Source organism: Chryseobacterium limigenitum (assembly GCF_900114875.1).
In the GTDB taxonomy this organism is placed as follows: domain Bacteria; phylum Bacteroidota; class Bacteroidia; order Flavobacteriales; family Weeksellaceae; genus Chryseobacterium; species Chryseobacterium limigenitum.
In genome coordinates, this window is record NZ_FPKW01000002.1 from 132691 (window position 1) to 145515 (window position 12825).

The following is a 12825-nucleotide window of genomic DNA, read 5'->3' on the forward strand; positions in this document are numbered from 1 at the left end:
TCATTTAACCAAAGACTTGTTGTAAAAATACTCTTAGTTTTACCTTTATTCTGTATGTAATAGAGTTCTGATATTTTAATAAACTATAAATTTCGGTAGAACTGGTATATTCTTTGGGAATAGGCTTACCGTTTATCGTTTTCAGGTTTCTGCGTTTCATGGCATTGAAAATTACTTTCGCAAAATATTCACGGGACGCAGGCCTGTTGTCATTCTGAGAAATTCCTCCGGAATGTGTTCTGTAAAAGTAGTTTGCTTCATCAATAAACTGAACTTTACCTTTTTCGTACATCTTTAGATACAGATCCTGATCCTCTGCAATCTTCATTACAGTATTCATTTTCTCGGTCTGGTTATAGATATCCTTTCTGAAATTTACAAAATGAACGATTCGCACAGGGCAGTTAAAAAAATACGGATCATTATTCGGAACCTGTTTTGCTAGTTTAGGGACTTCTATCGGTTCAAGATTCTCATCACATTTCATGTATTTTGAATAGGTGAGAACTACCTCTTTATCTTTTTTGAAAATATGGATACTCGAAAGCAGGGCAGTAGGAACAACAGCATCATCAGGATCTACAAATCCGCAGATATCACCGTCCGCCAACTCAATTAGCTTACTTTTTGTGATGCCGACACCGCTGTTTTCTTCATTTTGATATATTTTGAAGCGATCATCATTACCTATTATTTTTTTTATGACTTCTAAAGAATCGTCAGTAGAAGCGTCGTCAAGAATAATAACTTCCCAATTATCATACGTTTGTGCAATAATTGAGTTATAGCATTTCTTGAAGAACTTTCCATTATTATAATTGGCTATTAGTATAGAAAACTTCATCCGAGATGTATGTGTTTTATAATTAATAAATTTTTCACAAAGATAAAAATTAAAAATTACAGAAAAATCTTTATTTTTGTTGCTTAAACTTTAACACAGTGAGTGAAATACTAAGAGTTCTCAAAACATTTGTAGCTTATCTTAAAAGACCGGATCTTTACCCGGAACTAGGAAGGAAAATCGTTAAAAACACCGTAAACAGAGGTAATGCCTTTAAAGGTAAAGATAAAACCAATTCATGGGCTGCGTCTAAATCTATCTCTCAGCAGGAAGTTATTTCCCAGCTTTTTGGCTTCGAGATGAGTGCTTTCAAAACAGATTTTCAGGAAGTTTTAAGAAATTCTGAGCAGAAAGAGAAAGATTGTCCTATTAAAATGGGAGGTGCAGGCGCACTTGAACTAATCTATTATTCATGTGAATTTACAAAAGCGCAGCATGTTATCGAAACAGGTGTTGCTTATGGCTGGTCTTCATTAGCCGCCTTGTTGTCACTTGAAAAAAGGAACGGAACTCTGTACAGCTCTGATATGCCTTATCTGGCACAGGATGGAGATCAGTACGTTGGATGCGTTGTTCCTGAAGATCTTAAAAAGAACTGGAAATTATTCCGTTTTGCAGATAAAGAATCTTTGCCGAAAATCTTCGCAGAAACAGCTTCTTTTGATATTCTTCATTATGACTCGGACAAGAGCTATAACGGGAGAATGTGGGCTTATGACGAGATGTATGTACGTCTTAGAAAAGGAGGAGTATTTATAAGTGATGATATTGGTGATAATTCTGCGTATCAGGATTTCTGCGAAAAAAATAACATCGATACCAAAGTTGTAGAATTCGAAGGGAAATATGTAGGAGTTTTTATTAAGTAATATTCATTTTACGTTAAAAATATTCTATGCTTTTTAACTCTATTGCCTTTTTAATTTTTCTACCTATAGTTTTTATTTTATACTGGCGTGTATTCAATAAAAATTATAAATACCAGAATATGCTTTTGCTGGCGGCCAGCTTTTATTTTTATGGCTGCTGGGATTGGCGATTTCTGTTTCTTCTGATATTTTCTATCGGACTGGATTATTTTTCGGGAATTCAAATTGAAAACAGTAAAACAAAAAAAATGGCAACTTTCTGGTTGACATTAAGTATTGCGATCAATCTAGGTTTTCTGGGCTTTTTTAAATACTACAATTTCTTCATAGAAAACTTTGCCGAACTGTTAAGTTCATTTGGATTTGGTGTAAACATGTGGGTGTTGAAAGTTATTTTACCGGTTGGTATTTCATTTTATACTTTCCATGGTCTGTCTTATGTGATAGATGTTTACAAAAAACGAATTCCGGCAGAGAGAAACTATGTAGATTATGCCGTATTTGTAAGCTATTTTCCTTTGTTGGTAGCCGGACCTATTGAAAGAGCAACGCACCTTCTTCCTCAAATTCAGAGAAAACGATCTTTTGATTACGAGAAAGCAAAAGATGGAATGGCTCAGATCCTTTGGGGATTTTTCAAGAAAATGGTCATTGCAGATAACTGCGCGCCGATTGTTAACGAAATATTTAGTCATTACCATACGGAAAGTGCGAGCAACTTGGTTTTAGGAGCAGTACTTTTCGCTTTCCAGATTTATGGAGATTTTTCAGGATATTCTGATATTGCATTAGGGACCTCTAGATTATTTGGACTGGAATTGCTTAAAAACTTTTCGTTTCCCTATTTTTCAAGAGATATTGCCGAGTTCTGGAGAAGATGGCATATTTCGCTTTCTTCGTGGTTCAGGGATTATCTTTATATTCCTTTGGGCGGAAGTAAGGGCGGATTGTGGATGAAAATCAGGAATACGTTTATTATTTTCCTGGTCAGTGGTTTCTGGCATGGAGCCAATTGGACATTTATTATCTGGGGCGGGTTGAATGCTTTATTTTTCCTTCCTTTATTAATAGCTGAAAAAAACAGACATCATCTGGAAGTCGTGGCAATGGGAAAAATTATTCCGTCTTTCAGGGAGGTTTTCAGTATTTTAATGACCTTTACGCTTACATGTTTTGCGTGGATTTTCTTCCGTTCAGAAAGCGTTTCCGATGCCATTGGATATATTAGGGGAATATTTAGTGAAAGTCTTTTTACATTTCCTACACAGTTTAGACTGGTCTTGTCAGGGCTTATTGTATTTATGCTGGTGATAGAATGGTGGAACAGGACACATGATTACGGACTGAAAATTCAGAACCGAAAGCCATGGCTACAGAGCATTATTTACGTCATAGTAGCCTATTTGATATTGAATTTCGCCAATTTCGGCAGTAATGAATTTATTTATTTTCAGTTTTAAAAATGAAAAAATTTCTTTCAAGATTAGTTTTATTTATAGTCGTAATGTTTATTATCGGCTTAATAAAACTTGCTCTGAGCCCTAATTCGAATTATTCATACGCGTTTTTAAATGCAAAACTGGAGTTTCTTGAAAAACATCCGGAATATAATATGTATTTCATCGGAAGTTCTAAAATAAATGATCAGATAGACTGTAAAATTATCGATCAAAATATAAAAGGAGTAAAGTCGTATAATTTAGGAGCTAATGCAGGTTTTGATCTCGAAAATTTTCAGACTTTAGATTTTATCTTAAATAATAAGAATTTCAAACCTAAATATATCATCGTTGAATTGCAGGATAAAATAAAGGTTACCAAAACCAATATTAAGACAGAAAGAAGTTTCGGATCTTTCAATTACGAAAACACAGCTTTTGCGGTAAAATATCATAAAGAGAATAAAGATTATAAGCAAATCGGTCTTTCGCTGGTTTCTTTTGCTTTAAATGTTTTTCATATTAATAAATATTTTGACGAGAGAACTGTTCGTGAGGCAAAGAATAATTTTGTTGATAAAAATCAGGGATTTTCTCCGCTAGAATTTAGTAGTACGAAAAGAACAGAGGAGCAGAAACTGAAAAGTGTAATTAACGACAGGCTTGAACGTTATCATGCTGATCATAATAAATACACGCCAAATAAAGCTTTAGTTAATAAAATAAATGAACTTTATGAAAAGTGTAAGAAAAAAAACATACAATTGATTCTTTTTATTCCGGGGCCAGCAGAACCGGATGCTAAAAAACTGATAGCCTATCAAAATGCATTTCAGGTTCCTGTTGTAAGCATTGTAGATCCTGATGTATATCCCGAATTTTATCAATATGAAAACAGGTGGGATTATGGGCATCTTAACGGAAAAGGATCAAAAATTCTATCTGAAAAAGCAGCTCCGTTATTGGAGAAAGTTTTAGATAAAAAACAGTAGATATTGCATTTAATTAAAGCATAAACAGAGGGTTGTAAGTAAATTATATAAATTGTATTTTGCAATTCTCAAATGAAACCTATGATGAAAACGTTTACACAATTAAAGAAAAATGTAAGTAAAAAACCGGAAGGGCTGAAAAAAATAAAGGTGGCGTTGTTGGGAGATACGGCAACTCAGTTTTTAAATGTAGCCTTGAAAGGTTCTGCTATTGATGAAGGCTTTGATTTAGAGGTTTTTGAGGCAGATTTTGGACAGATTTCCCGTCAGATTTTAGATCCTACATCAGAGTATTACGAGTTTAATGCTGATTACACGATCATCTTCGAATCTTCACATAAGTTGCTGACGCAATATTATAAATCTTATCATTCTCAGCTGAATTTTGCTCAGGATAAGATCAATTATATAGAAGAATTATACAGTACAATTCAAAATAGGACGAAGAGTAAAGTTGTTTATTGCAATTTTGCAGGTATTGATAATCAAATTTTTGGAAATTTTGCGAACAAAGTAGAATCATCTTTTGTTTTCCAACAAAATAAACTGAATTATTTATTATCAGAATTAGCGGTTAAAAAGAATAATCTTTTCATCGCAGATTTACTTTCCATTCAAAATAAATGGGGCAGAAATTTTATGTTTTCTCCCAATATTTATGTGAATACAGAAATGGTATTGTCTTTAGATGTACTGCCGATTGTGGCGCACCACATCGTGAGTATTTTATCTTCTGTAGAAGGTAAATTTAAGAAATGTCTGATCCTGGATCTCGATAATACAACATGGGGAGGGATTATTGGTGATGACGGTCTTGAGAAAATCCAGATCGGAAGTTTAGGAATCGGAAAAGCATTTACAGAACTTCAATATTGGGCTAAAGCTTTACAGAAGAGAGGTATCATCATAGCGGTTTGCAGTAAAAATGATGAGGATAAGGCAAAAGAACCTTTTGAAAAACATCCCGATATGGTTCTTACATTAGATGATATTGCTGTATTTGTAGCCAATTGGGATAATAAAGCAGACAATATCAGAAAAATTCAGAGTATATTGAATATTGGATTTGATTCTATGGTTTTCCTGGATGACAATCCTTTTGAAAGAAATATTGTAAGAGAAAACCTTCCTGATGTTTGCGTTCCGGAATTACCGGAAGATCCTGCAGAATATTTGGAATATTTATATAGTTTAAATCTTTTTGAAACCGCAAGCTTTTCTGAAAATGATGCCGAAAGAACAAAACAATATCAGGTTGAAGCCGAAAGAGCAATTGCTTTAGACAGTTTTACCAACGTAGAAGATTTTCTTAAAAGTATGAATATGAAGTCTGATGTTCAGGCATTCAATAACTTTTCAAAACCAAGGGTTTCTCAATTAACGCAGCGTTCTAATCAGTTCAATTTAAGAACGGTAAGATATACAGAGCAGGAAGTTGAAAACCTTATGAATTCGGAGAATCATCATACTATTTCTTTTACTTTGGTAGATAAATACGGTGATAACGGATTGATTTGCGTGATTGTTTTAGAAAAAAAGGATACGGAAACTCTTTTCATTGAAACATGGCTGATGAGCTGTAGAGTTTTAAAGAGAGGAATGGAAGAGTTTACATTAAATACTATTGTTGACACAGCAAAAAAGAATGGTTTTAAATATGTTGTGGGAGAATACCTTCCAACAGCAAAAAACCAAATGGTAAAAGATCATTACCAAAGGTTAGGGTTTATAGAAAATGAGGGGAAATGGGTATTGGATATTGATAGCTATGAACAAAAAGAAGTTTTTATAAGCACTACATAATAAATATGGAAATTGAACAATTAATCGAAAACATCGCGACTAAAAATGCTATTCATGGCAAGAAGCTGCAAAAGAATTTTTCTTTTTTGAAGGAAGAAGAAAATTATATTAATGATTATAATGTTTTTATAAATAAGTATAAAGATATTCTTGAAAAGAACAGTCTTACATTTGATGATTCAATCAACTACTATCTTAAAATGATCGGGGATTTTAATGAAGAAATGCTGGATTTTATGAGAACCGGGAAATACAGAAATACTTCATTTGATGCTGTAAACAAGGCAATGTATAATAATCCGGATGTAATGGTTTCCCATATGCACGGATTGTTGCTTTCTCAGTTTTTGTGGAAGCATCATTATGATGTGTATCAGTATTTTAAAAATGGAATTCAAAAATATTTGCCTGTACAATCTTATCTTGAAATAGGAGCGGGACATGGTTTATATTTTGAGGCAGCGATGGGAAAAATTGGTGACGATTGTACTTTTGAAGCTCTTGATATTAGCGAAACTTCACTTGAACTAACAAAAAGTTTAATCAAAAGTGATCAAGTTATCTATCATCTAAAAAATGTATTCGATTATACTGATGAGGATGAAAAGAAAGATTTCATAACAATGGGAGAGGTTCTGGAACATGTAGAAGATCCTTTGGCATTATTAACGAAGATAAAAAGCTTAATAAAGCCCGAAGGAACTATATTTATTACAACGCCTACCAATGCACCTTCAATAGACCATATTTATCTGTTTAACAATGTTCAGGAAATCAGAGATCTAATTATTGAGGCCGGATTGGAAATTGTGGATGAAAGGTATTTTGTAAGCGAAGACATAGACTTAGAAAAAGCAGAAAAAAGAAAGATTGCAACCATGTATGCCTCTTTTTTAAAAATAAAAAAATAATTAAACATTATGAATAAAGAAGAAATTTTATCAAAATTATCAGAAATTTTCCGTGAAGAATTGGATAACGAAGACATTACCTTAACAGAAAATACTACAGCAAATGACGTGGAAGAATGGGATTCACTTTCTCATATTCAACTTATTGTGGCGGTAGAAAAGGCTTTTAAAGTCCGTTTTACTTCTTCAGAAATTCAAAGCTGGAACACGGTGGGTGAAATGGCAAATTCTATTGCTTCAAAATTGTAATGAAATTTCATCACGTAGGAGTTGCCTGTAAGGATATACAGGCAGAACTCCAAAGTATAAGGCAACTTCACAAAATCATAGAAGAAACTCCTGTTGTTTTTGATCCTAATCAGCAGGCAGAATTATGTATGATTACGGTAGAAGATGGTTTGAATATCGAGCTTGTTGCGGGAAAGCCGGTAGAAAATCTTTTGAAAAAAAGAATTTCATACTATCATATCTGCTATGAGGTGGATGATATTGATAAAACAATAGAAGATCTTACCGAAAAAGGAGGAATGCTAATTTCTCCACCCAAAGAAGCGATACTTTTCAATAACAGAAAAGTAGCTTTTTTAATGCTTTCTTATGGAATTGTAGAACTTTTAAATAGCAACTGATAATGCAGTTTACATCCTTTGTATTTATTCTTTTTTTTCCGGTTGTTTTTGCCATATACTGGTGGGTTTTAGGAAAAAATCTTAAGGCTCAGAATATCTTTTTATTATTGGCCAGCTATGTGTTTTATGCAAGCTGGGACTGGAGGTTTCTTATACTTTTGGTGGTAAGCTCAGCAATATGCTATTATTTAGGGCTGAAAATTTCTGAAGCTGAAGATCTGAAACGAAAAAAACTTTGGGTAAATTTAGGACTGCTGTTTTCTGTAGGAACATTATTTTATTTTAAATATTTTAATTTCTTTATTGAGTCTTTTGCCGATTTGTTTGGAATTAAAAATGATCTGACCTTAAAAATAATTTTACCGCTGGGAATTAGTTTTTATACCTTCAGGATGATAAGCTATATTCTTGATATTAAGAATAATAAGTTGAAAGCTGAAACAGATGCATTAATTTTTTTCAACTACATTTCCTTTTTCCCAAGTATGACTTCCGGTCCTATCGACAAAGGAGGGCTACTACTTCCACAGTTGAAGAAAGAAAGAGTTTTTACAATAGAAAGTGGCTCTGATGCTGCAAGACAGATCCTTTTGGGAGCATTCAAAAAATTGGTTGTTTCTAATAGTATTTCACCCATTACTCAGAATATATTCCAAAATTACGAAAATCTTTCGGGGAGTACGATAGCTTTTGGGGCGGTACTTTTTCTATTCCAGATGTATGCGGATTTTTCAGGATATTCGGATATGGCTATTGGTATCGCAAAACTTTTAGGTTTTAAAACCACTAAAAACTTTGCTTTCCCTCTTTTTGCTCAGAATATTGCAGATTATTGGAGGAAATGGCATATTTCATTGACTTCTTGGTTAACAGAATATGTCTTTACACCTTTGGTAATACAGTTTAGAGATTATGATAAAAAAGGGTTAATGCTTGCCGTTTTTCTGAATTTTGTGATCGTAGGTTTCTGGCACGGAGCAAACTGGACATTTATTGTGTACGGAGCGTTGCAAGGGCTGTATTATGTTCCGTTAGTGGTTAACAATCAGATTAATAAAAAGAAAAAATTATCTAAGACAATTCCTACATTTAAAGAATTTGGGAATATTGTTTATACAATGATTTTGGTTTGTTTTGCTTTGATTCTGTTTGTGGCTCCTAGTTTAAAAGATGCTTTCGGGATGTATGGAAGAATTTTCAGTCTTTCACTTTTCTCAATTCCGCAGTTTATTAAAATTAAAATTTTAGGGTTAATCGGAGTTATCATTTTAATTGACTGGATTAATAAAGAGCAGGAACACGGCTTGGAAATCAGCAGATTTAAACCAATGGTAAGAAGGAGCTTTTATGTTTTTCTTATTTTTCTGATTATGTATTACGGCGTGTTTGGTAACGGAAGTTTCATCTATGAACAGTTCTAATGAAAAAGTTTTTATTTAAAATATCATTTTATATTATTGGAGTTATTGGTGTTTTGCTGTTCTTAGGAACTTATGCAGATGGTAATACGGATGATAATTACAGACATTATACGGGGCCTAACCCTTCCGATATGATTTTGGGAGATTCCCGAGGCGGGCAGGCTGTTATTCCCTATGTTTTGGATGAAAAATTTAGAGGGAGAAAGTTTAATAATTTTGCACTGAATATTGGTGATTCTCCTTACGGGCAAGTATATCTTGAGGCTGTAAAGAAAAGAATTAACCCGGATACCAAAGATGGAATTTTCATTTTAACGGTTGATCCCTGGTGTTTGTCGGTAGACAAAAGTTTAATAAACTCGAAAGAAGATCCGGATAGAAATTCTCCTTTGGCTGATATGCATTTTTATGATATGAGCCCAAACTATGAATACCTTTTAAAGCATTTTTCAAAAAGCTGGTTTAATATTTACAGGGATAGACAGGAAATGGGAAGATCGAAGACTTTTTTGCATGAAAATGGGTGGATGGAAGTAAATGTTAATATACATCCTGACAGCATCAGAGCCAGAGAAGTTAAAAAGATTGAAGGATATACTGATATGCTTAAAAAGCAGCAAATCTCACAATACAGAATAAATGGTTTTGAAGATATGATTAAGTATCTTAAAGAAAAAGGAACGGTTTATATTGTAAGAATTCCGGCGTTCAAAGGCATGATGGAGCTTGAAAACAGATATTCTCCGGGATTCAGCAGTAAAATACAGGCTATAGCTCAAAAAAATGGAGTTAAGTTTTTTGACTTATCCTCAAAACCAGAGAATTATATTTATACGGATGGAAACCATATGTATAAAGAATCCGGGAAGGTCTTCACTGCTCAGATTGCTGATTCTATCATAGCAAATCCAAAAATGAAATAATTCTAAAACAATCCTTTTCTAAAATTAATATTGAATAATCCCGAACGAATACTGGGATAATCCGTAATAAGATATTTTCCTATCATTCCCCATTTCTTAAAACGTGGAGCAACAGCAATTTCAAAACTGCGATGCATCCTTTTTATATGAATTTTGGCGTCTTTGGGGATGGTTTCTTCATTTTGAGACCATTTATTTATTTCTCTCCAAAGTAAAACCCTTGTTGTGGCAGGATTTATCTGTCCGGAATTTACTTTAGTGATTCTATTATCTTCATGCACGCCTCTCATCGCTACAGCCTTGTCTATAATGCCTGTATGCAAATTGAGATAGTAAGATAGTCTTAATAGAAATTCTGTATCCTGATGAAGCTTTAAATGGGTTTTAAAGAAAGCGCTCATTTTATCTAACGATTCTCTCCGTAAGGTAAGAGCATCTAGGGTAAACTGCCCAAAAGCTCCTCGCATATGAATCTGCCCTGGAAATACATCTTTCGGGTGATGCTTCTTATAGACAGTCGTAAGCCGATCTCCGAATAACTTATAATACTGTTTTTTTGATTTTTCAGAATAATAATGAACCCCGATAGCACCGTATACACCTTCTACATCGGGATTTTTGAAAAGCTCTTTTTCGGCATCAAATCTATTGGGAAGATAGTAATCATCGGCATCTAGGAATGCTATAATATCTCCGGAAGCTTTCTCTAATCCCAGATTTCGGGTTGCTCCGGCTCCATGATTTTCTTTGTCGGGATGTTGATAGAGTTTTACCCGGTTATATTTTTCAGCTAATTCCGTACAGATTTGTAGTGCATTGTCTGGCGATTTATCTTCTATTAGAATCACTTCAAATACTTCTTCAAACTGCAATGCAGACTCTACAGCCTGAGAAACATATTTTTCGGCATTATAAACGGGAATAATTACTGATATTTTCATATAAATAATAGCAATTTAAATTAGGGCAGACCTAAAATTAATATTATATAATCCTGATCTGATACTTGGGTAGTCCGTAATAAGATATTTCGCAATCAATCCCCATTTTTTGAAAGTTGGGGCAATGGCGATCTCAAAGCTGCGAAGCATTCTGTTGATATGAATTTTAACATCTTCGGGTATCGTCTCTTCGTTTTTTGCCCAATTATTCAGTTCTCTCCAAAGTAAAACCCTTGTTGTGGCAGGATTTATTTTTCCGGAATCTACCTTTGTAATCCTGTTGTCTTCATGTAGTCCTCTTAGCGCTAAAGCTTTATCATTAATACCTGTGTAAAGTTGAAGGTAGTAAGCTAATCTTATTACAAATTCTGAATCCTGATGAAGCCGAAGAGAGGTTTCGAACATTTTGCTCATTTTGGAAAGAGCCGATTTTCTAATTGTTAAAGCATCGAGATGAATTAAACCAAAAGTCCCGCGTAAATTGATCAAACCTAAATAAACATCTTCAGGATTTGTTTTTTTATAGACAGTATCTAGTTTATCTTTATAAATAGGGTAGAATTGTTCTCTTGCTTTTTCTGAATAATACTGTACTCCATTGGCTCCATAAACACCATCTACGTCCGGGTTTTTGAAAAGCTCTTTTTCAGCATCAAATCTATTGGGCAAATAATAATCATCAGCATCTAAAAATGCGATAAAATCACCGGTTACTTTTTCTAATCCCAGATTTCTGGACGCTCCTGCGCCGTGGTTTCCTTTGTCCGGATGTTGATACAGTTTAATTTGATCATATTTTTCAGCTAATTCCTGGCAAATCTGCAAAGCATTATCCGGAGATTTATCTTCAATTAAAATAATCTCATATACCTCTTTGAACTGAAGGGCAGACTCTACAGCTTGTGAGATGTATTTTTCAGCATTATAAACGGGAATGATTACAGAAATTTTCATTTTTTTATCAAATTATGCTTTTAACTTTAGTTTTAAATATTCGGTTATTTTTCTTTCTACAAAATAGTAAAAAAATGCTGCTACAGCAATTACAATAGCCAATTTCAATACAAGATAAGGCAAATTAAGATAACCTTGTACTTTGAATTTTCTGAAAAGTATTTCTACAAAAGGATGAGACAGATATAGAGAATAAGAAATGTCTCCTAAAAAGATTAAAAACCGATTTCCTTTTATATGAAAGGTAAAATCAAATAGTAAAAATGACAATACAAACATAGAAACGATTAATAATACCAATAAGTGATTTGTTATAACTATAATTTTAAATAAATGCAGTATAAAAAACGTAATTCCAACAATTGAAATTACTGTTGCCCATTTTTTAGGAACTGTAACTTTCGCCAGTAAAAGAGCGAATAAAATGCCTGCTATAAAGAATAAATTAGAATAATTGGTAACCATCTGCATATAAGCACTGCCAAAATCAAATAGAAGCCCTAATATATAAGTGATGATGAAAAAGACTACTATAAAAAAATACCTATACCTTTTAAATACCAATGAAATACCGAATATAAGGTAAAAAAACATTTCATAATTCAAAGACCAGCCTAAATACAGAACCGGCGGAGTATCTTTCTCGGGAAGGAACAGCATCGAATGATAAAACCTTGAAAAAGTTTCTCCCTGAAAGTATAAAAAGAAACTTCCTCCAAGAATCATCCATGCAAAAGTTAATAGATAATAAAGTGGCACAATTCTGATTAATCTTCTTTTATAAAATATTGAGATCTCTTTTGAAATACCTTTGCTGAAATCCAATTTCCGGGTTGTAAATGCCATTATAAAACCGCTGATTACAAAGAAAATAGGAACTCCGATATTTCCCTTTCCGAATAAAATATCACCAAATTGTATAGTCTCAAAATTTATATAGCCCCGAAAGTGGAAACAGCAAACTAATAATGCCGAAATTCCTCTTAATATCTGTAGGTTATTTAGTTTCATAATATTTTAATAACTAATGATTGTTCTTTTGATGATTGATATATTTAAAAAGTAAAAAATGACAGAATTATTTTTACGATTAATTATG

The 12825-nt window shown here is 33.3% G+C and carries 13 protein-coding genes; 9 read left to right on the forward strand and 4 right to left on the reverse strand.

What is annotated here, in order from left to right:
* Positions 1–4: 4 nt before the first annotated feature.
* On the reverse strand, positions 5–844 hold the full coding sequence (locus BT156_RS03290; protein ID WP_072407200.1) for a glycosyltransferase family 2 protein: 840 nt from the start codon (positions 842–844) through the stop codon (positions 5–7).
* Positions 845–942: 98 nt separating this feature from the next.
* Here BT156_RS03290 and BT156_RS03295 point away from each other — a divergent pair, with 98 nt between their 5' ends.
* The 9 genes from BT156_RS03295 to BT156_RS03335 all read left to right on the forward strand — a co-directional run bounded on the left by BT156_RS03295 (position 943) and on the right by BT156_RS03335 (position 9831).
* Positions 943–1713, forward strand: a complete 771-nt coding sequence (locus BT156_RS03295) for a class I SAM-dependent methyltransferase (protein WP_072407202.1) — start codon at positions 943–945, stop codon at positions 1711–1713.
* A gap of 26 nt (positions 1714–1739) precedes the next feature.
* Positions 1740–3173: an MBOAT family O-acyltransferase gene (locus tag BT156_RS03300; protein ID WP_072407204.1), complete on the forward strand. Its 1434-nt coding sequence runs from the start codon at positions 1740–1742 to the stop codon at positions 3171–3173.
* Between the two features lie 2 nt (positions 3174–3175).
* Positions 3176–4144 carry a hypothetical protein gene (locus BT156_RS03305; RefSeq protein ID WP_072407206.1) on the forward strand — a complete coding sequence of 323 codons (969 nt, stop codon included), beginning with the start codon at positions 3176–3178 and terminating at the stop codon, positions 4142–4144.
* Between the two features lie 81 nt (positions 4145–4225).
* Positions 4226–5947, forward strand: a complete 1722-nt coding sequence (locus BT156_RS03310; protein ID WP_228429974.1) for an HAD-IIIC family phosphatase — start codon at positions 4226–4228, stop codon at positions 5945–5947.
* A gap of 5 nt (positions 5948–5952) precedes the next feature.
* Positions 5953–6858: a class I SAM-dependent methyltransferase gene (locus BT156_RS03315; protein ID WP_072407210.1), complete on the forward strand. Its 906-nt coding sequence runs from the start codon at positions 5953–5955 to the stop codon at positions 6856–6858.
* 9 nt (positions 6859–6867) lie between these two features.
* A complete protein-coding gene (locus BT156_RS03320) occupies positions 6868–7107 on the forward strand; it encodes an acyl carrier protein (RefSeq protein ID WP_072407212.1) in 240 nt (79 codons plus the stop codon).
* A complete protein-coding gene (locus tag BT156_RS03325; RefSeq protein WP_072407214.1) occupies positions 7107–7487 on the forward strand; it encodes a VOC family protein in 381 nt (126 codons plus the stop codon). Before BT156_RS03320 ends, BT156_RS03325 begins: the two co-directional genes overlap by 1 nt.
* A gap of 2 nt (positions 7488–7489) precedes the next feature.
* Positions 7490–8908, forward strand: a complete 1419-nt coding sequence (locus BT156_RS03330; RefSeq protein ID WP_072407216.1) for an MBOAT family O-acyltransferase — start codon at positions 7490–7492, stop codon at positions 8906–8908.
* Complete coding sequence (locus tag BT156_RS03335; protein ID WP_139255399.1) at positions 8908–9831, forward strand: hypothetical protein; 924 nt, start codon at positions 8908–8910, stop codon at positions 9829–9831. Before BT156_RS03330 ends, BT156_RS03335 begins: the two co-directional genes overlap by 1 nt.
* Before the next feature lie 2 nt (positions 9832–9833).
* On the opposite strand, the gene BT156_RS03340 is transcribed toward BT156_RS03335, so the two are convergent.
* From BT156_RS03340 to BT156_RS03350, 3 genes are read right to left on the reverse strand one after another with little or no spacing between them, the layout of a single operon-like run.
* Positions 9834–10772 (reverse strand): glycosyltransferase family 2 protein, encoded by a 939-nt coding sequence (locus BT156_RS03340; RefSeq protein ID WP_072407218.1) that lies wholly within the window; start codon positions 10770–10772, stop codon positions 9834–9836.
* Positions 10773–10787: 15 nt separating this feature from the next.
* Positions 10788–11726 carry a glycosyltransferase family 2 protein gene (locus tag BT156_RS03345; protein WP_072407220.1) on the reverse strand — a complete coding sequence of 313 codons (939 nt, stop codon included), beginning with the start codon at positions 11724–11726 and terminating at the stop codon, positions 10788–10790.
* A gap of 12 nt (positions 11727–11738) precedes the next feature.
* Positions 11739–12737: an acyltransferase family protein gene (locus BT156_RS03350; RefSeq protein WP_072407222.1), complete on the reverse strand. Its 999-nt coding sequence runs from the start codon at positions 12735–12737 to the stop codon at positions 11739–11741.
* Between the last annotated feature and the right edge of the window lie 88 nt (positions 12738–12825).